Below are 22,858 nucleotides of genomic sequence, written 5' to 3'. Positions count from 1 at the left end.
AAAGAGGAAGATATTGTGGCACGTATAACCCCTATTGAGCGCTACCGAAATATTGGTATTTGTGCTCATGTCGATGCCGGTAAAACGACAACAACAGAAAGGGTACTTTTCTATACTGGTCTTTCACATAAGATCGGCGAAGTTCATGATGGCGCAGCCACTATGGATTGGATGGAGCAAGAGCAAGAGCGTGGTATAACCATAACTTCTGCGGCAACAACTTGTTTCTGGAAAGGCATGCAAGCCCAGTTTGAAGACCATCGTATTAATATCATCGACACCCCTGGCCACGTAGATTTTACAATTGAAGTAGAACGTTCATTACGTGTATTAGATGGTGCGGTATTAGTATTATGTGCATCTTCAGGCGTTCAACCACAAACAGAAACGGTTTGGCGTCAGATGGAGAAATACTCTGTTCCACGCTTAGTTTTTGTTAATAAGATGGACCGCACAGGTGCAGACTTCTTATTAGTAGTTGAGCAACTTAATTCTCGCTTGAAAGCTAATGCAGTGCCGATTCAATTAGCAATTGGCGCTGAAGAAGATTTTACTGGTGTTGTCGACTTAATTAAGATGAAAGCCATTAACTGGAACGAAAGTGACCAGGGCATGACTTTTACTTATGAAGACATCCCAGCAGAGATGCTAGAGCAAGCCGAACATTGGCATGAACACCTAGTCTCTGAAGCTGCAGAAGCCTCTGAAGAACTAATGGATAAATACCTTGAAGAAGGCGATTTATCCGAAGCAGAAATAAAATCTGCGCTACGTACCCGTACGCTAAACAATGAAATTGTCCTTTGTGCTTGTGGCTCAGCTTTCAAAAACAAAGGCGTACAAGCAGTACTTGATGCTGTCGTAGAATTTTTACCTTCGCCAACAGATGTTGAAGCGATAAAAGGTATTAATAATGACAAAAACGAAACTGAAGGTCATCGTGAGGCTAATGATAAAGCACCATTTGCTGCTTTAGCATTTAAAATCGCCACTGACCCATTTGTCGGCACGCTAACGTTCTTTCGCGTATACTCAGGTGTAGTAAAAACTGGTGACAGTATATACAATCCTGTGAAAGGCAAAAAAGAGCGTTTAGGTCGTATTGTACAAATGCATGCAAATGACCGTAAGGAAATTAAAGAAGTAAGAGCGGGTGATATAGCTGCGGCTATTGGTCTCAAAGATGTCACTACCGGTGATACTTTATGTGATGTAAATCATGTGATAACGCTCGAACGAATGGAGTTTCCTGATCCTGTCATTTCTGTAGCAGTTGAGCCAAAAACTGTCGCTTCCCAAGAAAAAATGGGCATTGCGTTAGGTAAATTGGCCGCAGAAGATCCGTCATTTAGAGTCGTCTCTGATGAGGAAACGGGTCAAACCATCATCTCAGGTATGGGGGAATTACACCTCGATATTTTAGTTGAACGTATGAAACGTGAATTTGGCGTTGAATGTAATGTCGGTAATCCACAAGTGGCTTATCGCGAAACTATTCGTTCAGCAGTTGAAGTGGAAGGTAAATTTGTTCGTCAATCAGGTGGTCGTGGTCAATTTGGTCATGTTTGGTTGAAAATGGAGCCCTTGCCAAAAGGTGAAGGCTTCGAGTTTGTTAACGAAATTGTTGGTGGTAGTGTTCCAAAAGAATTTATCCCCTCAATTGAACAGGGCTGTAGAGAGCAAATGGACAGTGGTGTGTTAGCGGGATACCCGTTACTAGACATCAAAGTTACGCTTTTTGATGGCTCTTTTCATGACGTTGACTCAAACGAAATGGCGTTTAAAGTCGCTGCATCAATTGGTTTTAGACAAGGGGCGCTAAAAGCGTCACCGGTAATTCTTGAGCCTATGATGAAAGTTGAAGTTATTACGCCAGACGCAAACATGGGTGATGTTGTTGGTGACTTAAACCGTCGCCGTGGCATGATCGATGGCATGGACGAAGGTCCAGCTGGTTCGAAGATAGTGAATGCATTCGTGCCACTATCTGAAATGTTTGGTTACGCTACAGCGTTACGTAGTGCAACTCAAGGTCGCGCATCATACTCAATGGAGTTTCACGAATACAGTGAAGCACCAAAGGCTGTTGCCGACAAAATAATTGAATCTTAGTAAGGCTTTTTGAAAGTCTGGCTCGGTCTTTTGGCCGGGCTTTTAATGAACTTTAAGGTAATTGAAAAATGGCTAAAGCAAAATTTGAACGTTTAAAACCGCATGTTAACGTTGGTACTATTGGTCACGTCGATCACGGTAAAACAACTTTAACAGCTGCTATCTCTGCAGTATTAACTAAAGTTCACGGTGGTGAAGTTAAAGATTTCGCACAAATCGATAACGCTCCTGAAGAACGTGAACGTGGTATTACTATTAATACTTCTCACATTGAGTATGATACTGCTGCACGTCACTATGCACACGTAGATTGTCCTGGTCACGCCGATTACATCAAAAACATGATCACCGGTGCTGCACAAATGGATGGCGCTATCTTAGTAGTTGCTGCTACAGATGGTCCTATGCCACAAACACGTGAGCACATCTTGTTATCACGTCAAGTTGGCGTTCCTTTCATCATAGTATTCATGAACAAATGTGATGTTGTTGATGATGACGAATTATTAGAATTAGTAGAAATGGAAGTGCGTGAACTTCTTTCTGAATATGACTTCCCAGGTGATGATTTACCGGTAATTCAAGGTTCAGCACTTGGCGCTCTTCAAGGCGACGAGAAATGGGAAGCGAAAGTAATCGAACTTGCTGATGCATTAGATAACTACATTCCAGAGCCAGAGCGTGCAATCGACGGTGCATTCATTATGCCTATTGAAGATGTATTCTCAATTTCAGGTCGTGGTACGGTTGTAACAGGTCGTGTTGAACGCGGTATTGTTAAAATTGGCGATGCAGTTGAAGTTGTCGGTATTCGTGACACACAAACATCGACTTGTACTGGTGTTGAAATGTTCCGTAAATTGCTTGACGAAGGTCGTGCTGGCGAGAACTGTGGTGTGCTTCTTCGTGGTCTTAAGCGTGAAGACGTTGAACGTGGTCAAGTACTATGTAAGCCTGGTTCAATTTCTCCTCATACTAAGTTTGAGTCAGAAGTTTACGTACTAAGCAAAGATGAAGGTGGTCGTCATACGCCATTCTTTAAAGGCTACCGTCCACAGTTTTACTTCCGTACAACGGATATTACTGGTGCAGTAGAGCTTCCTGAAGGTGTTGAAATGGTTATGCCAGGCGACAACTTGAAGTTTGTTGTTGAGCTAATCAACCCAGTTGCGATGGACGAAGGTCTACGCTTCGCTATCCGTGAAGGTGGTCGTACGGTTGGTGCTGGTGTTGTATCTAAAATTATTGCTTAATTTTAGTCTCCACTAATACTTAAAAAGACGCTTCGGCGTCTTTTTTGTTTTGTGGACTAGAGGTTAGAGTTAAGCAGATATTGGCCAGTAGATGCGGGTGTTGTATCTGCTTTTATCTTAACGAGTTATCGCTTAGTTTTAGTCTCCACTAATACTTAAATGGACGCTTCGGCGTCTTTTTTGTTTTGTGGACTTATTTTAGTGAAGTGTAAGTAGGTTAATAGATGCGGGTGTTGTATCTGCTTTTACCTTAACGAGTTATCGCTTAGTTTTAGTCTCCACTAATACTTAAAAGGACGCTTTGGCGTCTTTTTTGTTTTGTGGACTAGAAGCTAGAGTTAAGCAGATATTGGCCAGTAGATGCCGGTGTTGTATCTGTTTTTACCTTAACGAGTTATCGCTTAATTTTAGTCTCCACTAATACTTAAAAAGACGCTTCGGCGTCTTTTTTGTTTTGTGGACTAGAAGCTAGAGTTAAGCAGATATTGGCCAGTAGTTGCTGGTGTTGTATCTGCTTTTACCTTAACGAGTTATCGCTTAATTTTAGTCTTCACTAATACTTAAAAAGACGCTTCGGCGTCTTTTTTTTTTGTGGACTAGAAGCTAGAGTTAAGCAGATATTGGCCAGTAGTTGCTGGTGTTGTATCTGCTTTTACCTTAACGAGTTATCGCTTAATTGTAGTCTTCACTAATACTTAAAAAGACGCTTCGGCGTCTTCTTTGTTTTGTGGGTTTATTTTAGCAAAGTAGATCGGTTGATTGTTGCTGGGTATAGCTCTTATGTGGGCAATGATAGAAAGGTGCAGTTGAACTTATCTGCTTTATCGCTATCACTTATTGAGGTTATACCAGGTTAATCAAATTGGTATTATTAAGTTTTTAAGAGACACACATAAGATAAAAGAAGGTTAGAATACACCTAAAAATAGGCAGCTTGAGTGGAAAGCTACCTATTATTTTGTGCGTTTAATCACCCATGAATTTACACCATGGCGACTTTTAGTCTGCCACAGAACTTTTGTCTAGGCTAGACGTTAAACTGGTTGACGACTTTTGACAATGAATGCGCTTGACCAGATAAATCTGCTAGACTCGCTTTCATTGTGGTTGAAACATCAACAGTATCGTCAGTTAATACCCTGACGTTTTCAATGTTTTTTGACACTTCTTCGGCTACATTCGCTTGCTGTTCCACTGCATGAGCCACTTCAAAAGTTTGACTCTGAAACTGACCAATAACCTCAGCAATATCAGCTAACACTTGTTGTACTTGTTGTGTTAATTGCACACTATTCTCTGCCTGCAGACAGCTCGACTCCATCACTGCAACAGCATTTACCGCTGTCGCTTGTAGCTCTTCAATGATACGTTGGATATTGGCGGTAGATTCTTGTGTGCGTGACGCAAGCGTGCGAACCTCGTCAGCAACAACAGCAAAGCCTCGGCCTTGTTCTCCGGCTCTAGCTGCTTCAATGGCGGCGTTTAACGCTAATAAATTGGTTTGTTCAGCAATACTGCGTATTACGGTGACAACATCACCAATGGTTTGTGTGCCTGTTTTTAACTGTTGCACAACTTGTGATGCGTCATCAACATTATTTGAAAGTTGTTGAATACCAATGGTAGCTTGGTTAACAACATCAGAGCCTAAGGCTACTTTTTCTTCAGCACTAGTGACCAGTTGCTTTGAATAATTGGTGTTATTAGATATATCGATGCTTGTTTGAGCTAACTCGGTGGCTGCAGTGGCAACAAGATCTATTTCTCGTTTTTGCGCTTCAACAATATTAGCGGTTTTTTTGCCAATTTTCTCTGCAGCGTCACTTGAAGATGATACCTCTCTAGTAATAGTGACAGTTCGGCTTACCAGTTGTTGAATTGAATCAACAAAAATATTAAATTCATCAACCAACTTGCCAATTTCATCATTTTTTAATGGCGCTATCCTTTGGGTTAAATCACCATCGCCATCAGCAATATCTTTCATGGCATTTCTAAGGCTTGTTATGCGCTTAACGAAAGGTAATACGCTTAGCCACACCACGATGGCAATCATAATAATAATCGCGACAACGATAGCAACAGAAGACCTAAAGGCGGCCTCCACTGGTTGTGATATAAGTTGCTCGGGAACTAAAAAGCCAAGCTTCCAATTCATTAAGGGGTATTCGCTTTTCACTTGATTAAAAATAACTTGATAATTTATGCCACGTAAAGAAACTTGGGTAATACCACTATCATTTTGTGCAAGGGTTGTTTGTAATTGTGAAAAGCCTGATGTGTTAGAGAAATGGCTATCGACACTGGCCATAGAATCACCTGGTTTGAAATCATTATTAAAGCCAGGAAAGAAGACTAACTTACCTGTGTCTGTCATTAAGAAGGCTTCACCTTGGTTTTTGTATTTAATCGGGGCGAGCAAATCATCACCTATAGTGGTAATTAAAATGTCCATACCGCCAATACCTAATAATTGACCATTGGGTAAATAGTAGGGAGAAGTAATGGTTGCTGAAATTGAACCGTCGTTATTGTCAACTGCGGGTTCAGTAACATACATTCTTGCTGCGCTAAGACTACTTGACCACCATGGCCGCTCATTGGTGAAATATTTTGCATCGTCATAACGACCATTGAGATCAAAATATTCATGAGTATTCTCACTACCAAAAAATACACTTTTTATTGCAGGGTCTGCTTCTGAAAAGAATTTAAAATAGCGGGTAACATCTTGGTATTGTTTATTATCATTAATATTGGACAGTCGTTTATCGTAGCTTTTAAACCAATCAATAACCAAGGGGTTGGAAAATACACTATGATTTATTTGGCCTTTTGCTACAAAGAACTCTTTCACTTTAGTGGATTGCAAAGTAACAATATTTTCTATATCAGAGATGAGTCGCTCTCTGGTGTTGTCACTAACATTGGATAAAATAAAAAATGAGGTAATGACCAGTAGCACGGCAACCGCGCTTGATATGGTAATGACCAATTGGCGCATTATCGAACGGCTAAAAAAATTGAACATACTATTTTATACCTATTTAATTAATTTTATTAAGGGGTAGAGTGTACTAGCTTCAATAATAACGCCAGCAATAACAAATGGATGAAACAATCAGAAAATATCAGCACTTAAAGAAAATAGTATCATGTGCTTTATCTTATGGCTAGATTTTGCAGGTGCTTGCTAAGGATATTTCAGGCAATAAAAAAGGATGCCGTAGCATCCTTTTATAAAAAGACTAAAAGTAAGGGAATTACTTTTTAGCTTTAGCTGCTTTCATTTCTTTTACTTCAGCAATAACGGCTTCTGCTACGTTGTTTGGACATGGAGAGTAGTGAGAGAATTCCATAGAGAATTGACCACGACCTGATGTCATTGTACGTAAAGTTCCGATGTAACCGAACATTTCTGAAAGAGGAACGTCAGCTTTAATACGAACACCAGAAATACCGGCATCTTGACCTGCGATCATGCCACGACGACGGTTTAAATCACCAATAACATCACCAACGTGATCATCAGGCGTAAACACATCAACTTTCATGATAGGTTCGATTAACTGGGCACCAGCTTTTGGAATTGATTGACGGAAAGCACCACGAGCAGCGAGTTCAAATGCAACAGCAGATGAATCGACAGCATGGAAGCCACCATCGTATAATTCAATTTCAACGTCAAGCACAGGGAAACCAGCAAGAACACCAGTATCCATCATGCCTTTGAAGCCTTTTTCAATAGCCGGGAAGAATTCTTTTGGTACATTACCACCAACAACTTTTGATGAGAATGTAAAACCAGAGTTTGGCTCGCCTGGACGGATGAAATAATCAATTTTACCAAATTGACCAGAACCACCCGATTGCTTCTTATGGGTGTAGCTATCTTCAATTTCTTGAGTAATAGTTTCACGGTAAGCAACTTGTGGTTTACCAACAGCTAATTCAACACCGTAGGTACGTTTTAGAATATCTACTTTGATATCTAGGTGAAGTTCACCCATACCAGATAAGATTGTTTCACCTGAATCTACGTCAGTTTCAACTTGGAATGTTGGATCTTCAGCAACCATTTTACCGATAGCAATACCCATTTTCTCAGTTGAACCTTTATCTTTTGGTGTTACAGAGATTGAAATTACAGGCTTAGGGAACACCATAGCTTCTAGGACGATAGGGTGCTTGGGATCACATAATGTGTGACCTGTCTGAACATTACTTTTCATACCAACAATTGCGATGATATCACCAGCTTGAGCTGAAGTAAGTTCGTTACGGTCATCAGCTTGCATTTCACACATACGGCCAACACGCTCAGTTTTTCCTGTTGCAGCATTAAGTATGGTATCGCCTTTCTTCAATGTACCTGAATAGATACGTACGAAAGTTAAAGTACCAAAACGGTCATCAGTGATTTTGAATGCTAACGCTTTGAATGTTTCATCTGCAGAAACGATTGCGTATTTACCATTAGGCTCACCTTCTTCATCAGTAAGTGGCTGTGGATCAACATCCACTGGTGACGGCAAATAATCAACAACGGCATCAAGAATATTTTGAATACCTTTGTTCTTAAAAGCAGAACCACAGTAAGTAGGGAAGAAATCCATAGTACGTGTGCCTTTACGGATACAACGTTTGATATCTTCCATAGAAGGCTCTGTGCCTTCTTCTAAATATGCTTCGAAAAGATCATCATCTTGCTCAAGAGCAGTTTCAAGCAGCATTTCGCGGTATTCTTCTACTTTATCAACCATGTCTGCAGGCACATCTGTGATTTCGAAGTTCTCTGGAAGACCGGTTTCATCCCATATCCATGCTTTACGGGTAAGTAGGTCAACAATACCAACAAACTCATCTTCTTCACCAATTGGTAAAACCATGATAAGTGGGTTAGCACCAAGTACTGTTTCAGTTTGTTTAACAACACGATAAAAATCAGCACCAAGACGGTCTAATTTGTTTACAAAGATAATACGGGCAACTTTTGAGTCATTCGCATAACGCCAGTTAGTTTCTGATTGTGGCTCAACACCACCAGAGCCACAAAATACACCAACACCACCATCAAGCACTTTAAGTGAACGGTAAACTTCAACGGTGAAATCAACGTGACCAGGAGTATCAATTACGTTAAAACGGTGATCGTTCCAAAAACAGCTTACCGCAGCAGACTGGATGGTAATACCGCGCTCAGCTTCTTGTTCCATGAAGTCAGTCGTAGATTCACCGTCATGTACTTCACCTGTTTTATGGATCTGACCCGTAAGTTTTAAGATACGTTCAGTTGTTGTGGTTTTACCCGCATCAACGTGAGCGAAGATACCAATGTTTCTGTATTTAGATAAATCTGCCATTACTTTACTCTATTTTATTGAATCACTAAAAGAAGTGGAATTGTTGAAAATTTGCGCGCGAGTATATCATTACTTAATGAAAATCGACATAAAAAATCATTTAAGTTTGTTAATTTTTGTTCAGCGCAGTAAAAAAGGTCATATATGCAGCAAATTTGGTGGTATTGAGATAACAAAGCCAAAATTAACAAACCAATAGCTCTGCTTATATAGGACTATTAAATGTGTGTTAGAAACGATTATTACGCATCAATCACGACAATGTCGGTTTAAATATCATTTTAATGTTTGCTACGTACTCGATGTAACCTAAAATACAGACTTCAGCTAGCCTATAAAGAATTATCTCCTGTGTCTTTGATTTAAACAATAAACAATAAATAATGACTCATGTTTTGACATCCTGCTTTGACAACCTGCTTTGTTTCATCTTAACCACCCAGGGTGTTGCCTTTGATGTATGCCACCATTAATCTTTTCTTGATTTGCACAAATCGGTATTTTGAAGTGGAGCGAATATATCTTCTAATACCTTTAAATAAATAGTTGAAATTATCATCGCTCCCTGTATACTACGCCTCCACGTTGAGCTTGTCTTTGCGTGTTTATCAGTTAGCGTATTAGTTTAAATTATTAATAGTTAACACACAGCAGCTCCGATATGGAGTTGAATGTTATAGCGATACTCCCCCCTTTTACATAAAAAGGTGATGGGTAGTATTTTGTTGTTCTTTAAAATGGGGATTTGTCTAAATGTCAAATCAAAGAATTCGCATTCGTTTGAAAGCGTTCGATCATCGTTTGATTGATCAATCAACAGCTGAAATCGTTGATACTGCTAAACGTACTGGCGCTCAGGTTCGTGGTCCAATTCCACTGCCTACACGCAAAGAACGTTTCACTATCTTGACTTCACCACACGTTAACAAAGATGCACGTGATCAGTACGAAATTCGTACTCACAAACGTATGATTGATATCGTAGAGCCAACTGAGAAGACTGTAGATGCATTAATGCGTTTAGATCTTGCCGCTGGTGTTGATGTTCAAATCAGCTTGGGTTAATAGGAGTTTTAACATGACTATAGGTCTAGTTGGACGTAAAGTGGGCATGACTCGCATCTTCTCTGAAGATGGCGTATCTACTCCTGTAACCGTCCTAGAAGTTGAAGCGAACCGTGTTGCTCAGGTTAAAACTGTTGACAACGATGGTTATTCGGCGCTTCAAGTTACTACGGGAAGCAAAAAAGCTAACCGTGTTAACAAGCCAACAGCCGGTCATTTTGCGAAAGCTGGTATCGAAGCAGGCCGTGGCCTGTGGGAATTCCGCTTAAATGCAAATGAAGGCGAAGGTCTTGTAACTGGCAGTGAAATCACTGTTGAGTTATTTAATGACACGAAATTAGTAGATGTTACTGGCACCTCAAAAGGTAAAGGTTTCCAAGGTGGTATTAAGCGTTGGAATTTTTCAATGCAAGATGCGACTCATGGTAACTCACTATCTCACCGCTCAAACGGTTCGATAGGTATGTGTCAAACACCAGGTCGTGTTTTCAAAGGCAAAAAAATGTCTGGTCACATGGGTGCTGCGAAAGTTACTACGCAAAACCTTGAATTGGTTCGTGTTGATGCAGAACGTAACTTGCTCCTTATTAAAGGTGCGGTTCCGGGTGCAATCAACGGTAGCGTAATCATCAAACCAGCTGTTAAAGCCTAGTCCAGGAGATTTGTGATGGAATTAGCATTAAAAGACGCTTCAGGCGCTCTTGAAGTTTCTGAAACAACTTTTGGACTTGAGTTTAATGAAGCTCTTGTACACCAAGTAGTAGTTGCTTATGCAGCTGGTGCTCGTGCAGGTACTCGTGCTCAAAAGACTCGTTCAGAAGTTAGTGGCGGTGGCGCAAAACCATGGCGTCAAAAAGGTACTGGCCGTGCACGTGCTGGTACTAGTCGTGGTCCAATTTGGCGTACAGGTGGCGTAACATTCGCTGCTAAGCCACAGGATCACAGCCAAAAAGTAAACCGTAAAATGTACCGTGGTGCGATTAAAAGCATCCTTTCTGAGTTAGTTCGTCAAGAACGCTTGATTGTGGTAGAAAATTTTACAGTTGAAACACCAAAAACTAAAGAGTTAGTAGCTAAACTAAACGCACTGGAGCTAAAAGACGTATTAATCGTTACTCCAGACGTTGATGAGAACTTGTTCTTATCAGCACGCAACTTGTATAAAGTTGACGTTCGTGACGTAGACGGTATTGACCCAGTTAGCTTGGTAGGTTTCGAAAAAGTTTTGATGACTGCATCAGCAGTTAAGCAACTTGAGGAGATGTTAGGATGATAAACGAAGAACGTTTACTGAAAGTGCTTTTAGCACCGAACATTTCTGAGAAAAGCACTATGGCTTCTGAAGTTAACAACACCGTTGTTTTCAAAGTTGCTACTACTGCTACTAAAGCTGAAATCAAAGCTGCTGTTGAGAAACTTTTTGAAGTTTCAGTTGATGGTGTTCGCACATTAAATGTCAAAGGCAAAGTAAAACGTACTGGTGCTCGTTTTGGTCGCAGAAGCGATTGGAAAAAAGCATACGTTACACTTGCTGAAGGCAGCGACATCAACTTCGTTGGCGCGGAATCATAGGAGTTTACGAAAATGGCTATAGTTAAATGTAAACCTACTTCTCCGGGTCGTCGCCACGTTGTTAAAGTGGTAAACACGGAGTTGCATAAAGGTAAGCCTTACGCACCATTACTAGACACTAAGTCTAAGTCTGGTGGTCGTAACAATAATGGTCGCATTACTGTTCGTCACATTGGTGGTGGACACAAGCAACATTATCGTATGGTTGACTTTAAACGTAATAAAGATGGTATCCCTGCAAAAGTAGAACGTTTGGAATATGATCCAAACCGTAGTGCAAATATTGCACTAGTACTTTACGCTGATGGCGAACGTCGTTACATCTTAGCCCCTAAAGGCTTGAAAGCTGGAGATTCAATCCAGTCTGGTGTCGATGCTCCTATTAAGCCAGGTAACACTTTACCATTGCGCAACACACCATTAGGTAGTGTTGTTCACGCAATCGAACTTAAACCTGGTAAGGGCGCGCAAATTGCACGTGCTGCTGGTACTTATGCTCAACTAGTTGCTAAAGACGGTGCTTATGTCACTTTACGTCTTCGCTCTGGTGAAATGCGTAAAATAGAGTCAGATTGTCGTGCTACTTTAGGTGAAATCGGCAACGCTGAACACATGCTTCGCTCTTTGGGTAAAGCTGGTGCTTCACGCTGGCGTGGTGTTCGCCCAACTGTTCGTGGTGTTGCCATGAACCCAGTTGATCACCCACACGGTGGTGGTGAAGGTAAAACATCAGGCGGTCGTCACCCGGTATCACCTTGGGGTGTACCAACTAAAGGTTACAAGACTCGTTCTAACAAGCGTACCGATAAATTTATCGTGCGTCGTCGTGCTAAATAATAGTACTTTTAATTAAAGAGGAATCACCATGCCACGTTCTCTCAAGAAAGGTCCATTTATAGACCTACACTTGTTGACGAAGGTAGAGACAGCGGTGGAAAGCGGGATTAAAAAGCCAATTAAAACTTGGTCTCGTCGTTCAATGATCATCCCTACGATGATCGGATTGACCATCGCCGTCCATAATGGCCGTCAACACGTACCTGTATTTGTAACTGATGAAATGATCGGTCACAAATTAGGTGAATTTGCACCAACTCGTACTTACCGTGGCCATGTCGCGGATAAGAAAGCGAAGAGATAGGGGAAATTAGATGGAAGCAATTGCTACACATAAATTTGCCCGTGGCTCTGCACAAAAAGCACGCTTAGTTGTGGATCAAATCCGCGGCTTGCATGTTGAAAAAGCACTTGAAATCTTAACATTCAGCAACAAAGCTGCTGCCGTTTTGGTTAAAAAAGTACTTGATTCAGCTATTGCTAACGCAGAGCACAACGAAGGTGCAGACATTGATGAACTTATCGTAAAAACTATTATGGTTGACGATGGTCCAACAATGAAACGTATTAAGCCTCGTGCGAAAGGTCGCGCGGATCGAATCCTTAAGCGTACAAGTCACATTACTGTGATTGTATCTGATAGCTAGGAGATATTAGAATGGGTCAAAAAGTCCATCCAAATGGTATTCGCTTAGGTATCACGAAACCTTTCGCGTCTACTTGGTTTGCAAGTACTAAAGATTTCGCAGCTAATTTACACGGTGACCATTTGGTTCGTGAATATTTAACTGAAAAGCTTAAGCGTGCTTCATTATCAAAAATTGTAATTGAACGTCCAGCTAAATCTATCCGCGTTACAATACACACGGCTCGTCCGGGTGTTGTAATCGGTAAGAAAGGCGAAGATGTTGAGAAACTACGTTTAGCAGTTTCTAAAATTGCCGGTGTTCCTGCTCAAATCAACATTGCCGAAGTGCGTAAGCCAGAAATGGATTCGCAGCTTGTTGCTGACAGCATCGCTAGTCAATTAGAACGTCGTGTAATGTTCCGTCGTGCGATGAAACGTGCTGTACAAAATGCTATGCGTTTAGGCGCAAAAGGCATCAAAGTACAAGTAAGTGGTCGTTTAGGCGGTGCAGATATTGCACGTGCTGAATGGTATCGTGAAGGTCGTGTTCCATTACACACTTTACGTGCTGACATTGATTACTCAATTGCGCGTGCTGATACCACTTACGGTGTTATTGGTATCAAAGTATGGATCTTTAAAGGCGAAGTAATTGGCAACATGCCATTACAAGTAGAGCAACCAGCTGCTAAGCCTAAAAGAAAACCTAACCGCAAGACCAGTAAGTAGGGGAATAAGTAATGTTACAACCAAAACGTACTAAGTTCCGCAAGCAATTTAAAATGCGTAACCGCGGTCTTGCACATGTAGGTAGTTCAGTAAGCTTCGGTACTTTCGGGTTAAAATCAATGGAACGTGGTCGTATGACTGCGCGTCAAATTGAAGCGGCTCGTCGAGCAATGACTCGTCACGTGAAGCGTCAAGGTAAAATCTGGATCCGTGTATTCCCTGATAAGCCAATTACTAAAAAACCTCTTGAAGTTCGTATGGGTAAAGGTAAAGGTTCAGTGGAATATTGGGTATGCCAAATTCTACCTGGTCGTGTTCTTTATGAAATGGAAGGTGTTTCGGAAGAGATTGCTCGTGAAGCATTTGCTTTAGCAGCAGCTAAACTTCCGTTCAAAACAACTTTCGTAACTAGAACGGTGATGTAATGAAAGCTAGTGAATTGAAAGAAAAAAGCATTGAAGCGCTAAACGCTGAATTGCTTGAGTTGTTACGCGAACAGTTTAACTATCGCATGCAAGCAAGCACAGGCCAGTTAACGCAAACTCATTTGCAAAGAAATGTACGCCGTAACATCGCGCGTGTTAAGACTATCATAACTGAGAAGGCAGGTAAGTAATGAGCGAAGCAAAAATTCGTACACTACAAGGTCGTGTCGTCAGTGACAAAATGGATAAGTCTATCACTGTCCTGATCGAACGACGTGTTAAGCACCCTATGTACGGTAAGTACATGACGCGTTCAACTAAGTTGAAAGCGCATGATGAAACTAACCAATGTGCAGCTGGTGATTTAGTTTCTATTCGTGAATGTGCACCAATTTCTAAGACTAAGTCTTGGACTTTGGTAAGCGTATTAGAAAAAGCTTAATCGCCGGCTCTAATTCACAATAAGAACTTTAAAAAGGCTCTGCTTCTGCAGAGCCTTTTTTTTTGACAAAAATTATTTATACCTTTTTTAAAACTATATTTATGCCACATCATTAATTATTAACAGCCCTTATATAGTGCATTTCCCCGTTATAGTGCCAGCAATCATTCTACAGACCCTTCCTAGCATAGTGGTTACTTTTTAGCTAAATAAAGTATCACTTTTAAATCACCGGTGTTATAATCTCGCGCCCGCTCGTTGTGAGTGGGATTTAGAAGGCAGTGACGGGTCAAATTTCTGGCCTTGAATTTAATCTTTTATGAGATAATTTAGCGGAGACATATTAAATGATCCAAATGCAATCACAACTGAACGTAGCTGATAACAGCGGCGCTCGACGTGTACAATGTATAAAGGTTCTTGGTGGTTCGCACCGTCGCTACGCACGCATTGGTGACATCATTAAAATTGCAGTGAAGGAATCAAATCCTCGCGGCAAAGTTAAAAAAGGTGATGTCCTAACTGCAGTAGTGGTGCGCACTAAGAAAGGTGTTCGTCGTTCAGATGGTTCTACCATCCGTTTTGATGAAAATGCGGCTGTAATGTTAAATGCTAACTTACAACCAATTGGTACTCGTATTTTCGGTCCTGTGACTCGTGAACTTCGTAATGAAAAATTCATGAAAATTGTTTCACTTGCACCAGAAGTACTATAAGGAGTCACGATAATGGCATCTAAGATTCGTCGTGATGATGAAGTAATCGTACTTGCAGGTAAAGACAAGGGCAAAACTGGTAAAGTGACCAAAGTTCTTGTTGAAGACAGCAAAGTATTTGTTGAAGGTATCAACTTAATCAAGAAGCACACTAAGCCTGTACCTCAGTTACAGCAGCCTGGTGGGATTGTTGAAAAAGAAGCACCTTTAAATGTATCCAACGTTGCGATTGTTAACCCGGCTACGGGCAAAGCAGATCGTGTTGGTTTTAGAGATGAAGACGGCAAAAAAGCACGTTTTTTCAAATCTAATAACGAATTAATTTAATTGGAGTAAACGATGGCGAAACTGCATGATTTATATAAAGATACAGTTGTAGCTGAATTGCAAAAGCAATTTGGTTATAAAAGTGTCATGCAAGTCCCTCGGATTGAAAAGATCACCCTTAACATGGGTGTTGGCGAAGCTATTTCTGATAAAAAAGTTTTAGAACACGCCACAAATGATCTTACTGCAATCTCAGGTCAAAAGCCGGTCACGACAGTAGCACGCAAATCAGTTGCGGGCTTCAAAATTCGTGAAGGCTATCCTATAGGCACAAAAGTAACTCTACGTGGCGAACGTATGTGGGAATTTTTAGAGCGTTTAATCTCTATTTCTATTCCTCGTATCCGCGATTTCCGTGGCTTAAACCCTAAGTCATTCGATGGCCGTGGTAACTACAGCATGGGCGTACGTGAGCAAATCATTTTCCCTGAAATCGAGTACGATAAAATCGATAAAATTCGCGGAATGGATATCACTATCACTACAAGTGCGAAGAATAATGAAGAGGGTCATGCATTAATGGCTGCCTTTAACTTCCCATTTAAGAAGAAGGTGTAGAGTTATGGCTAAAACGTCAATGAAGGCTCGTGAAGCTAAAAGAACCAAGTTAGTCGCACAATATGCTGAAAAGCGTAGTGCACTAAAAGCTATCATCTCTGGTGCTGATTCTTCTGAAGAAGATCGCTGGGATGCTGTATTGAAACTTCAAAGTTTACCTCGTGATTCGAGCAGTAGTCGTCAACGTAACCGTTGTAACATTACTGGCCGTCCACATGGTTTCTTACGTAAATTTGGTTTAAGTCGTATTAAATTACGTGAAACTATGATGCGCGGTGAAGTTCCAGGTCTTAAGAAAGCTAGTTGGTAATTCACGGGAGTAAATGGTTATGATGACTGATCCTATCGCGGACATGTTTACACGCATCCGCAACGGTCAATCTGCAGCAAAGACTGCAGTAAAAATGCCATCTTCTAAGGTAAAAGTTGCACTTGCCAACTTGCTTAAAGAAGAAGGTTACATTTCAGAGTTTACAGTTTCAAGCGATGCAAAGCCTGAGCTAACTGTAGAATTGAAATATTTTGAAGGTAAAGAAGTAATTGAAGTGATCAAACGTGTTTCACGTCCAGGTCTTCGCGTATACAAAGGAGCTCAAGAGCTTCCTAAAGTATTAGCGGGAATGGGTATCGCAATTATTTCTACTTCTAAAGGTCTAATGACTGATCGCGCCGCTCGCAATGCGGGTCTTGGCGGTGAAGTTCTTGGTTTCGTAGAGTAAAGGAGCAGAATTATGTCTCGTGTTGCAAAAGCACCTGTCGCAATCCCTGCTGGCGTTACTATTACGTTATCAGGTCAAGACATCAAAGTTAAAGGTCCAATTGGCGAGTTGTCGCATACGATCCATAGTGCCGTTGTTGTTTCTCAAGAAGAGAATGACATCATCACAAATATCGTTGCCGATACCAAAGGCGCTTGGTCTCAAGCCGGAACGGTACGCGCTTTAATCAATAATATGGTTGAAGGTGTTAGCAAAGGTTTTGAAAGAAAATTATTGTTAAACGGTGTTGGTTACCGTGCTAAAGCTGCAGGTAAGGTTTTAAACTTATCTTTAGGTTTTTCACATCCGGTCGAGCACGCAATCCCTGAAGGGATTACCGTTGAAACTCCTACCCAAACTGAAATCATACTGAAAGGTGCTGATAAACAGTTGGTCGGTCAAACTGCAGCGGACATCCGCGCATACCGTAAGCCTGAGCCTTATAAAGGTAAAGGAATTCGTTATAGCGATGAGAATGTCCGTCGTAAAGAAGCTAAGAAGAAGTAGGGTAATACTATGGATAAGAAAACATCTCGTTTGCGCAGAGCTAAACGCTCTCGTGCAAAAATTAGCGAGTTGGGTGCGAATCGTTTAGTTGTATTCCGTACTCCTCGTCATATTTACGCGCAATTGATCGCACCATCAGGTTCTGAAGTAATCGCATCAGCGTCTACTTTAGACAAAGAAGTTAGTGCTCAGTTAGAAAAAACAGGCAACGTTGAAGCAGCTACGGCTGTAGGTAAGGCTATTGCAGAACGTGCAGTAGCTAAAGGCATCACTAGTGTTGCTTTTGACCGTTCAGGTTTCCGTTACCATGGTCGCGTGAAAGCGTTAGCAGATGCAGCTCGCGAAGCTGGTCTTCAGTTTTAGGGGGTTGATAATGGCTAATCATAATCAAGAAAACTCACAACAAAGTGATATGGCTGAAAAGCTAATCGCAGTTAACCGCGTTTCAAAAGTGGTTAAAGGTGGACGTATTTTCAGTTTCACAGCATTAACCGTAGTTGGTGATGGTGCTGGTCGCGTTGGTTTTGGTTACGGTAAAGCACGTGAAGTGCCTGCTGCAATCCAAAAAGCAATGGAAAAAGCGCGTCGTAATTTAGTAACCGTAGATTTGAAGGGTACTACTCTTCAGCATGTCATTATTGGCAAGCATTCTGGTTCTAAAGTTTACATGCAACCAGCTTCTGAAGGTACAGGTATTATCGCCGGTGGCGCTATGCGTGCAGTACTTGAAGTTGCAGGCGTACAGAACGTATTGTCAAAAGCATACGGTTCTACTAACCCAATAAACGTAGTTCGCGCTACTGTATCTGCTCTTGCGAATATGCATTCGCCTGAAGCTGTTGCAGCAAAACGTGGCAAAAGCGTTTCAGATATCTTGGGGTAATTGAGCATGGCTAAAACAGTTAAAATAACTCAGTTAAAAAGTTCTATCGGTCGTTTACCGAAGCATAGAGCTACATTAAAAGGTCTTGGTTTACGTCGTATTCGTCAAACAGTAGAGTTAGAAGATACTCCCTCTGTACGCGGTATGATTAATCAAGTATCTTATATGATTAAGGTGGAGGATTAATAATGCATTTAAATACTTTATCTCCTGCACCAGGTGCTAAGAAAGCCAAGAAACGCTGCGGGCGTGGTATTGGTTCTGGCATAGGTAAAACAGGTGGTCGCGGTCACAAAGGTCAGAAGTCTCGTTCTGGCGGTAGTGTACGTCCTGGTTTTGAAGGCGGTCAAATGCCATTGAAACAACGTTTACCTAAGTTTGGTTTCACGTCACGTAAATCTTTAGTTAGCGCTGAAGTACGTCTACATGAACTAAACAACATCACAGGTGATGTTGTCGATATCTTTGCCCTTAAAGATGCTAACTTAATCACACGTAATATTGTGTTTGTGAAGATCATGCTCTCTGGTGATATCGCACGTCCAATTACCGTACGTGGTTTAGGTGTTACTAAAGGCGCACGTGCAGCTATTGAAGCGGCAGGCGGAAAAATCGAGGAATAGTACAGGTTATGGCTACACCAGGAATTGATAATAAAGCAAAAGGCGGCTTGTCTGAGCTTAAACAAAGATTGTGGTTTGTATTCGGTGCACTTATTGTGCTTCGTTTGGGAACATTTGTGCCAATCCCTGGTATTGACGCCGCTGTATTAGCTCAGTTGTTCGATCAACAAAAGGGCACCATTGTAGAGATGTTTAACATGTTCTCTGGTGGTGCACTTGAGCGAGCCTCTGTATTGGCACTGGGTATTATGCCGTACATTTCAGCTTCAATCATTATGCAATTGCTTACGGTCATGCACCCGGCAATGGCAGAATTGAAAAAGGAAGGTGAAGCTGGACGACGTAAAATCAGTCAATACACCCGCTACGGCACTTTAGTTCTAGCGACTGTACAATCAATTGCAATAGCAAGAAGTTTACCGGGAATGATGCCAGGTCTAGTAATGGACGCAGGGTTTGCATTCTACTTTGCTGCGGTAGTAAGTTTGGTTACTGGTACCATGTTTCTAATGTGGTTAGGTGAACAAATTACTGAACGCGGTATTGGTAACGGTATCTCTGTCTTGATATTCGCAGGTATAGTTGCTGGTATGCCGTCAGCTGTTGCTCAAACAGCAGAGGCGGCGCGTCAAGGTGAATTGCACTTATTAGTATTATTGCTGATTGGCGTAATTATATTTGCTACTACTTTCTTTGTAGTATTTGTGGAACGTGGTCAACGACGTATTGTTGTTAACTATGCTAAACGTCAGCAAGGCCGTAAGGTTTTCGCTGCCCAAAGCACGCATTTACCGCTCAAAGTAAATATGGCAGGTGTTATTCCACCAATTTTCGCTTCAAGTATTATCTTGTTTCCAGGCACGCTTGCGAGCTGGTTTGGCCAAGGTGAAGGTATGGTTGCTGATTTCCTACAAGAAGTATCAATTGCTATTTCTCCAGGACAGCCGTTATATGTCATGTTACTTGCTGCTGCGATAATATTTTTCTGTTTCTTTTACACGGCGCTTGTTTTCAATCCGCGTGAAACGGCAGATAACCTGAAAAAATCCGGTGCGTTTATTCCTGGGATCCGTCCTGGTGAGCAAACGTCAAAATATATCGATAAAGTTATGACTCGCTTAACCTTAGCTGGTGCGATGTATATTACCTTTATCTGTTTGGTACCTCAGTTTATTATCATGGCATGGGACGTCAATTTTTACTTTGGCGGCACATCACTACTTATTATTGTAGTTGTGATAATGGATTTTATGGCACAAGTACAAACCCATTTGATGTCTCATCAATATGACAATGTACTTAAGAAAGCAAACCTTAAGGGCTACGGTCGTTAGACTGAGTCATTAGGTAACGGAGTATATAGAATGAAAGTACGTGCATCCGTAAAAAAGATTTGTCGTAACTGTAAAATTGTTAAACGTTCTGGTGTTATTCGTGTAATCTGCGAAGAGCCAAAACATAAACAACGTCAAGGCTAAATCTTTAAGCAGTAGCATTATGCAGATAAGTCTGTATAATGCCGCTTCGATTTACAAAGAAATGCGGCCGGTTGAGTATCCTAACGGGCTTTTCAACTGGTAAATTTTAATTTAAAAGTAGGAGATGTGTTTAGTGGCCCGTATCGCTGGCATTAACATCCCTGATCGTAAGCATGCAGTAATCGCCATTACTGCGATCTTCGGTATCGGAGCAACACGTGCGAAAGCAATTTGTGTTGCAACTGGTATTGCAGAGTCAACTAAGATCAGTGAATTGGACGAAGCTCAAATTGATTTGCTTCGTGCAGAAGTGGATAAATACACCGTAGAAGGTGATTTACGCCGTGAAGTTTCAATGAACATTAAACGTCTTATGGATTTAGGTTGTTACCGTGGCATTCGCCACCGTCGCAGTCTTCCTCTACGTGGTCAACGCACTAAAACTAATGCGCGCACCCGTAAAGGTCCTCGTAAGCCAATTAAGAAGTAAGAGGAACTAGACAATGGCTAAAACACCTGTACGTACGCGTAAACGCGTAAAAAAACAAGTTGCTGACGGCATGGCTCATATCCATGCATCTTTCAACAACACAATCGTAACTCTTACAGATCGTCAAGGTAACGCCTTATCATGGGCGACTGCTGGTGGTTCAGGTTTCCGTGGTTCACGTAAATCTACTCCATTTGCTGCGCAAGTAGCTGCAGATCGTGCTGGTAAAGCTGCACAAGAGTTTGGCTTGAAGAATATTGAAGTGTTCGTTAAAGGTCCGGGTCCAGGTCGTGAATCTGCTATCCGTGCTCTAAATGCTGCTGGTTTTAAAATCACCAACATTACAGACGTAACACCGATTCCTCATAATGGTTGTCGTCCTCCTAAGAAACGTCGCGTTTAATCGCACTTTTATTAGGATTGTTGGAGAGAGAAAATGGCTAGATATTTAGGTCCTAAGTTAAAGCTTAGTCGCCGCGAAGGTACAGATTTGTTCCTTAAAAGCGGTGTTAGAGCAATTGACACTAAATGTAAAATCGAAACAATACCAGGTCAACATGGCGCCCGTCGCGGTCGTTTATCTGATTACGGTATTCAGCTTCGTGAAAAACAAAAAGTTCGTCGTATTTATGGCGTACTAGAAAAACAATTCCGCAACTACTATAAAGAAGCGGCTCGTCTAAAAGGCAATACAGGTGAAAACTTGTTGCAACTTTTAGAGAAACGTCTTGATAACGTAGTATACCGTATGGGCTATGCCAGCACTCGTGCTGAAGCTCGTCAACTCGTTAGCCATAAAGCTATCGTAGTTAACGGTGTTGTTGTTAATATTCCATCTTTCACTGTTAAAGCTGAAGATGCAGTTTCTGTACGTGAAAAGTCTAAAACTCAAGCGCGTATCATCGCTGCTTTAGAATTAGCTGAACAACGTGAGAAGCCAGTTTGGATTGAAGTAGATAACAAGAAACTTGAAGGCGTTTTTAAACGTGTTCCTGATCGTTCTGACTTGTCTGCCGAAATTAATGAACAGTTGATTGTTGAACTTTACTCTAAGTAAAGTTGCACTTTAAGAGAGGACATAATGCAGGGTTCTGTAACCGAATTCCTTAGACCACGATTGGTTGGTATCGAAACTATTAGCCCTACTCGTGCTAAAGTAACTTTAGAGCCATTAGAACGTGGTTTTGGTCACACTTTAGGTAATGCGTTACGCCGCATTCTTTTATCTTCAATGCCAGGTTGTGCTGTAACTGAAGTTGAAATTGACGGTGTACTTCATGAGTACAGTAGTAAAGAAGGTGTGCAAGAGGACATCATCGAAATACTGTTAAACCTTAAAGGATTAGCTATAAGTTTAGAAGGTAAAAATGAAGCTGTTCTTACCTTAACTAAATCTGGTGAAGGCCCTGTAACGGCAGCCGATATCCAACATGATGGTGATGTAGAAATTGCAAACCCAACTCATGTAATCTGTCATTTGACAGGTGATGGCTCTATCAGTATGCGTATAAAAGTTGAAATGGGACGTGGTTATGTTCCTGCTTCAACTCGACGTGATGCCGAGGAAGAAGATCGTGCAATTGGACGTTTGTTAGTTGATGCTTCATTCAGTCCTGTTGTAAGAATTGCCTATGACGTTGATTCTGCACGTGTTGAACAACGTACAGATTTGGACAAACTAGTCTTAGACATGGAAACTAACGGTACGTTAGATCCTGAAGAAGCAATTCGTCGCGCTTCAACTATTCTAGCTGAACAGCTAGATGCGTTTGTAGAGCTTCGTGATGTAACTGAAGTAGAGCCAAAAGAGGAAAAACCACTGTTTGATCCTATTTTGCTTCGTCCTGTTGATGACCTTGAACTTACTGTTCGTTCAGCAAACTGCTTAAAAGCAGAAGCAATTCAATATATTGGCGACTTAGTACAGCGTGCTGAGGTTGAACTTCTTAAAACACCTAATTTAGGTAAGAAGTCTTTAACCGAAATCAAAGACGTTTTGGCGTCTCGTGGTTTGTCTCTGGGCATGCGCCTAGAAAACTGGCCACCAGAAAGCATAGCTGATAACGACTAAGTCGATCATCGTTTTTTAATA

Annotated in this window: 31 protein-coding genes; 29 read left to right on the top strand and 2 right to left on the bottom strand. The window is 41.3% G+C overall.

What is annotated here, in order from left to right; all coding sequences use genetic code 11:
* The first annotated feature begins 15 nt into the window (after window positions 1–15).
* Together fusA (ESZ39_RS00230) and tuf are read left to right on the top strand one after the other, a co-directional pair.
* The gene (fusA, locus tag ESZ39_RS00230) at window positions 16–2,112 is read left to right on the top strand and encodes an elongation factor G (protein ID WP_146877791.1); all 2,097 of its coding nucleotides are present in this window, start codon (window positions 16–18) and stop codon (window positions 2,110–2,112) included.
* 68 nt (window positions 2,113–2,180) lie between these two features.
* Window positions 2,181–3,365, top strand: a complete 1,185-nt coding sequence (tuf, locus tag ESZ39_RS00225; protein WP_146877790.1) for an elongation factor Tu — start codon at window positions 2,181–2,183, stop codon at window positions 3,363–3,365.
* 1,027 nt (window positions 3,366–4,392) lie between these two features.
* Here tuf and ESZ39_RS00220 read toward each other — a convergent pair.
* Window positions 4,393–6,396 (bottom strand): methyl-accepting chemotaxis protein, encoded by a 2,004-nt coding sequence (locus tag ESZ39_RS00220; protein WP_146877789.1) that lies wholly within the window; start codon window positions 6,394–6,396, stop codon window positions 4,393–4,395.
* Window positions 6,397–6,628: 232 nt separating this feature from the next.
* A complete protein-coding gene (gene fusA / locus ESZ39_RS00215; RefSeq protein WP_146877788.1) occupies window positions 6,629–8,728 on the bottom strand; it encodes an elongation factor G in 2,100 nt (699 codons plus the stop codon).
* 753 nt (window positions 8,729–9,481) lie between these two features.
* On the opposite strand from fusA (ESZ39_RS00215), the gene rpsJ reads away from it, so the two are divergent.
* The 27 genes from rpsJ to ESZ39_RS00080 all read left to right on the top strand — a co-directional run bounded on the left by rpsJ (window position 9,482) and on the right by ESZ39_RS00080 (window position 22,837).
* Entirely contained in the window at window positions 9,482–9,793 is a 312-nt protein-coding gene (gene rpsJ / locus ESZ39_RS00210; protein ID WP_070375080.1) for a 30S ribosomal protein S10, read from the top strand.
* 13 nt (window positions 9,794–9,806) lie between these two features.
* Window positions 9,807–10,445, top strand: a complete 639-nt coding sequence (gene rplC, locus ESZ39_RS00205) for a 50S ribosomal protein L3 (RefSeq protein ID WP_081151037.1) — start codon at window positions 9,807–9,809, stop codon at window positions 10,443–10,445.
* A gap of 15 nt (window positions 10,446–10,460) precedes the next feature.
* On the top strand, window positions 10,461–11,066 hold the full coding sequence (gene rplD / locus ESZ39_RS00200) for a 50S ribosomal protein L4 (RefSeq protein ID WP_146877787.1): 606 nt from the start codon (window positions 10,461–10,463) through the stop codon (window positions 11,064–11,066).
* On the top strand, window positions 11,063–11,365 hold the full coding sequence (rplW, locus tag ESZ39_RS00195; protein ID WP_146877786.1) for a 50S ribosomal protein L23: 303 nt from the start codon (window positions 11,063–11,065) through the stop codon (window positions 11,363–11,365). The genes rplD and rplW overlap by 4 nt, the downstream gene beginning before the upstream one ends.
* Window positions 11,366–11,377: 12 nt before the next feature.
* Window positions 11,378–12,202 carry a 50S ribosomal protein L2 gene (gene rplB, locus ESZ39_RS00190; RefSeq protein WP_146877785.1) on the top strand — a complete coding sequence of 275 codons (825 nt, stop codon included), beginning with the start codon at window positions 11,378–11,380 and terminating at the stop codon, window positions 12,200–12,202.
* Between the two features lie 28 nt (window positions 12,203–12,230).
* Window positions 12,231–12,506: a 30S ribosomal protein S19 gene (rpsS, locus tag ESZ39_RS00185; protein WP_146877784.1), complete on the top strand. Its 276-nt coding sequence runs from the start codon at window positions 12,231–12,233 to the stop codon at window positions 12,504–12,506.
* Window positions 12,507–12,516: 10 nt separating this feature from the next.
* Entirely contained in the window at window positions 12,517–12,849 is a 333-nt protein-coding gene (gene rplV / locus ESZ39_RS00180) for a 50S ribosomal protein L22 (protein WP_146877783.1), read from the top strand.
* A gap of 11 nt (window positions 12,850–12,860) precedes the next feature.
* Complete coding sequence (gene rpsC, locus ESZ39_RS00175) at window positions 12,861–13,559, top strand: 30S ribosomal protein S3 (RefSeq protein ID WP_146877782.1); 699 nt, start codon at window positions 12,861–12,863, stop codon at window positions 13,557–13,559.
* An 11-nt stretch (window positions 13,560–13,570) separates the two neighbouring features.
* Entirely contained in the window at window positions 13,571–13,984 is a 414-nt protein-coding gene (rplP, locus tag ESZ39_RS00170) for a 50S ribosomal protein L16 (RefSeq protein ID WP_146877781.1), read from the top strand.
* Complete coding sequence (gene rpmC, locus ESZ39_RS00165; protein WP_146877780.1) at window positions 13,984–14,175, top strand: 50S ribosomal protein L29; 192 nt, start codon at window positions 13,984–13,986, stop codon at window positions 14,173–14,175. The genes rplP and rpmC overlap by 1 nt, the downstream gene beginning before the upstream one ends.
* On the top strand, window positions 14,175–14,426 hold the full coding sequence (rpsQ, locus tag ESZ39_RS00160; protein WP_146877779.1) for a 30S ribosomal protein S17: 252 nt from the start codon (window positions 14,175–14,177) through the stop codon (window positions 14,424–14,426). The genes rpmC and rpsQ overlap by 1 nt, the downstream gene beginning before the upstream one ends.
* A 347-nt stretch (window positions 14,427–14,773) precedes the next feature.
* Window positions 14,774–15,142 (top strand): 50S ribosomal protein L14, encoded by a 369-nt coding sequence (gene rplN / locus ESZ39_RS00155; RefSeq protein ID WP_070375069.1) that lies wholly within the window; start codon window positions 14,774–14,776, stop codon window positions 15,140–15,142.
* 12 nt (window positions 15,143–15,154) lie between these two features.
* Complete coding sequence (gene rplX / locus ESZ39_RS00150) at window positions 15,155–15,469, top strand: 50S ribosomal protein L24 (protein WP_146877778.1); 315 nt, start codon at window positions 15,155–15,157, stop codon at window positions 15,467–15,469.
* 12 nt (window positions 15,470–15,481) lie between these two features.
* On the top strand, window positions 15,482–16,027 hold the full coding sequence (gene rplE / locus ESZ39_RS00145; RefSeq protein WP_146877777.1) for a 50S ribosomal protein L5: 546 nt from the start codon (window positions 15,482–15,484) through the stop codon (window positions 16,025–16,027).
* Window positions 16,028–16,031: 4 nt separating this feature from the next.
* On the top strand, window positions 16,032–16,337 hold the full coding sequence (rpsN, locus tag ESZ39_RS00140) for a 30S ribosomal protein S14 (protein WP_146877776.1): 306 nt from the start codon (window positions 16,032–16,034) through the stop codon (window positions 16,335–16,337).
* Between the two features lie 19 nt (window positions 16,338–16,356).
* Window positions 16,357–16,746, top strand: a complete 390-nt coding sequence (rpsH, locus tag ESZ39_RS00135) for a 30S ribosomal protein S8 (RefSeq protein ID WP_404842454.1) — start codon at window positions 16,357–16,359, stop codon at window positions 16,744–16,746.
* Window positions 16,747–16,758: 12 nt separating this feature from the next.
* Window positions 16,759–17,292, top strand: coding sequence for a 50S ribosomal protein L6 (gene rplF, locus ESZ39_RS00130; protein ID WP_146877774.1), 534 nt, complete (start codon window positions 16,759–16,761; stop codon window positions 17,290–17,292).
* Window positions 17,293–17,301: 9 nt separating this feature from the next.
* Window positions 17,302–17,655 carry a 50S ribosomal protein L18 gene (gene rplR / locus ESZ39_RS00125; protein ID WP_146877773.1) on the top strand — a complete coding sequence of 118 codons (354 nt, stop codon included), beginning with the start codon at window positions 17,302–17,304 and terminating at the stop codon, window positions 17,653–17,655.
* A 10-nt stretch (window positions 17,656–17,665) separates the two neighbouring features.
* Window positions 17,666–18,175, top strand: a complete 510-nt coding sequence (gene rpsE, locus ESZ39_RS00120) for a 30S ribosomal protein S5 (protein WP_146877772.1) — start codon at window positions 17,666–17,668, stop codon at window positions 18,173–18,175.
* 6 nt (window positions 18,176–18,181) lie between these two features.
* Window positions 18,182–18,361, top strand: a complete 180-nt coding sequence (rpmD, locus tag ESZ39_RS00115; RefSeq protein ID WP_146877771.1) for a 50S ribosomal protein L30 — start codon at window positions 18,182–18,184, stop codon at window positions 18,359–18,361.
* A 2-nt stretch (window positions 18,362–18,363) separates the two neighbouring features.
* A complete protein-coding gene (gene rplO, locus ESZ39_RS00110) occupies window positions 18,364–18,798 on the top strand; it encodes a 50S ribosomal protein L15 (protein ID WP_146877770.1) in 435 nt (144 codons plus the stop codon).
* A gap of 8 nt (window positions 18,799–18,806) precedes the next feature.
* Window positions 18,807–20,132: a preprotein translocase subunit SecY gene (gene secY, locus ESZ39_RS00105; RefSeq protein WP_146877769.1), complete on the top strand. Its 1,326-nt coding sequence runs from the start codon at window positions 18,807–18,809 to the stop codon at window positions 20,130–20,132.
* A gap of 30 nt (window positions 20,133–20,162) precedes the next feature.
* Entirely contained in the window at window positions 20,163–20,276 is a 114-nt protein-coding gene (gene rpmJ / locus ESZ39_RS00100) for a 50S ribosomal protein L36 (protein ID WP_146877768.1), read from the top strand.
* A gap of 133 nt (window positions 20,277–20,409) precedes the next feature.
* Window positions 20,410–20,766 (top strand): 30S ribosomal protein S13, encoded by a 357-nt coding sequence (rpsM, locus tag ESZ39_RS00095; RefSeq protein WP_081151060.1) that lies wholly within the window; start codon window positions 20,410–20,412, stop codon window positions 20,764–20,766.
* A gap of 13 nt (window positions 20,767–20,779) precedes the next feature.
* Window positions 20,780–21,169: a 30S ribosomal protein S11 gene (gene rpsK, locus ESZ39_RS00090; protein ID WP_076420861.1), complete on the top strand. Its 390-nt coding sequence runs from the start codon at window positions 20,780–20,782 to the stop codon at window positions 21,167–21,169.
* 33 nt (window positions 21,170–21,202) lie between these two features.
* Window positions 21,203–21,823, top strand: coding sequence for a 30S ribosomal protein S4 (rpsD, locus tag ESZ39_RS00085; RefSeq protein ID WP_146877767.1), 621 nt, complete (start codon window positions 21,203–21,205; stop codon window positions 21,821–21,823).
* Window positions 21,824–21,847: 24 nt separating this feature from the next.
* Window positions 21,848–22,837, top strand: a complete 990-nt coding sequence (locus ESZ39_RS00080; RefSeq protein WP_146877766.1) for a DNA-directed RNA polymerase subunit alpha — start codon at window positions 21,848–21,850, stop codon at window positions 22,835–22,837.
* The last annotated feature ends 21 nt before the right edge of the window (window positions 22,838–22,858 follow it).

The sequence above is a fragment of the Colwellia sp. C1TZA3 genome, from assembly GCF_007954265.1.
GTDB lineage: Bacteria > Pseudomonadota > Gammaproteobacteria > Enterobacterales > Alteromonadaceae > Cognaticolwellia.
Note: the sequence above shows the minus strand (reverse complement) of the source record. Positions and strands in the feature narration are given on the sequence as shown.

What these genes read in the sequence shown, in the direction of transcription:
- rplP (WP_146877781.1), top strand. Translation starts at nt 13,571, where the DNA reads ATGTTACAACCAAAACGTACTAAGTTCCGCAAGCAATTTAAAATGCGT.
- rpsQ (WP_146877779.1), top strand. Translation starts at nt 14,175, where the DNA reads ATGAGCGAAGCAAAAATTCGTACACTACAAGGTCGTGTCGTCAGTGAC.
- rplR (WP_146877773.1), top strand. Translation starts at nt 17,302, where the DNA reads ATGGATAAGAAAACATCTCGTTTGCGCAGAGCTAAACGCTCTCGTGCA.
- tuf (WP_146877790.1), top strand. Translation starts at nt 2,181, where the DNA reads ATGGCTAAAGCAAAATTTGAACGTTTAAAACCGCATGTTAACGTTGGT.
- rplX (WP_146877778.1), top strand. Translation starts at nt 15,155, where the DNA reads ATGGCATCTAAGATTCGTCGTGATGATGAAGTAATCGTACTTGCAGGT.
- rpsN (WP_146877776.1), top strand. Translation starts at nt 16,032, where the DNA reads ATGGCTAAAACGTCAATGAAGGCTCGTGAAGCTAAAAGAACCAAGTTA.
- fusA (WP_146877788.1), bottom strand. Translation starts at nt 8,728, where the DNA reads ATGGCAGATTTATCTAAATACAGAAACATTGGTATCTTCGCTCACGTT.
- rplD (WP_146877787.1), top strand. Translation starts at nt 10,461, where the DNA reads ATGGAATTAGCATTAAAAGACGCTTCAGGCGCTCTTGAAGTTTCTGAA.
- rpsH (WP_404842454.1), top strand. Translation starts at nt 16,357, where the DNA reads ATGATGACTGATCCTATCGCGGACATGTTTACACGCATCCGCAACGGT.
- rpsC (WP_146877782.1), top strand. Translation starts at nt 12,861, where the DNA reads ATGGGTCAAAAAGTCCATCCAAATGGTATTCGCTTAGGTATCACGAAA.
- rpmD (WP_146877771.1), top strand. Translation starts at nt 18,182, where the DNA reads ATGGCTAAAACAGTTAAAATAACTCAGTTAAAAAGTTCTATCGGTCGT.
- rpsK (WP_076420861.1), top strand. Translation starts at nt 20,780, where the DNA reads ATGGCTAAAACACCTGTACGTACGCGTAAACGCGTAAAAAAACAAGTT.
- secY (WP_146877769.1), top strand. Translation starts at nt 18,807, where the DNA reads ATGGCTACACCAGGAATTGATAATAAAGCAAAAGGCGGCTTGTCTGAG.
- rplB (WP_146877785.1), top strand. Translation starts at nt 11,378, where the DNA reads ATGGCTATAGTTAAATGTAAACCTACTTCTCCGGGTCGTCGCCACGTT.
- rplF (WP_146877774.1), top strand. Translation starts at nt 16,759, where the DNA reads ATGTCTCGTGTTGCAAAAGCACCTGTCGCAATCCCTGCTGGCGTTACT.
- rplN (WP_070375069.1), top strand. Translation starts at nt 14,774, where the DNA reads ATGATCCAAATGCAATCACAACTGAACGTAGCTGATAACAGCGGCGCT.
- rpsE (WP_146877772.1), top strand. Translation starts at nt 17,666, where the DNA reads ATGGCTAATCATAATCAAGAAAACTCACAACAAAGTGATATGGCTGAA.
- rplV (WP_146877783.1), top strand. Translation starts at nt 12,517, where the DNA reads ATGGAAGCAATTGCTACACATAAATTTGCCCGTGGCTCTGCACAAAAA.
- ESZ39_RS00080 (WP_146877766.1), top strand. Translation starts at nt 21,848, where the DNA reads ATGCAGGGTTCTGTAACCGAATTCCTTAGACCACGATTGGTTGGTATC.
- rpsS (WP_146877784.1), top strand. Translation starts at nt 12,231, where the DNA reads ATGCCACGTTCTCTCAAGAAAGGTCCATTTATAGACCTACACTTGTTG.
- rpsD (WP_146877767.1), top strand. Translation starts at nt 21,203, where the DNA reads ATGGCTAGATATTTAGGTCCTAAGTTAAAGCTTAGTCGCCGCGAAGGT.
- rplE (WP_146877777.1), top strand. Translation starts at nt 15,482, where the DNA reads ATGGCGAAACTGCATGATTTATATAAAGATACAGTTGTAGCTGAATTG.
- ESZ39_RS00220 (WP_146877789.1), bottom strand. Translation starts at nt 6,396, where the DNA reads ATGTTCAATTTTTTTAGCCGTTCGATAATGCGCCAATTGGTCATTACC.
- rplW (WP_146877786.1), top strand. Translation starts at nt 11,063, where the DNA reads ATGATAAACGAAGAACGTTTACTGAAAGTGCTTTTAGCACCGAACATT.
- rplO (WP_146877770.1), top strand. Translation starts at nt 18,364, where the DNA reads ATGCATTTAAATACTTTATCTCCTGCACCAGGTGCTAAGAAAGCCAAG.
- rpmJ (WP_146877768.1), top strand. Translation starts at nt 20,163, where the DNA reads ATGAAAGTACGTGCATCCGTAAAAAAGATTTGTCGTAACTGTAAAATT.
- rpmC (WP_146877780.1), top strand. Translation starts at nt 13,984, where the DNA reads ATGAAAGCTAGTGAATTGAAAGAAAAAAGCATTGAAGCGCTAAACGCT.
- rplC (WP_081151037.1), top strand. Translation starts at nt 9,807, where the DNA reads ATGACTATAGGTCTAGTTGGACGTAAAGTGGGCATGACTCGCATCTTC.
- rpsJ (WP_070375080.1), top strand. Translation starts at nt 9,482, where the DNA reads ATGTCAAATCAAAGAATTCGCATTCGTTTGAAAGCGTTCGATCATCGT.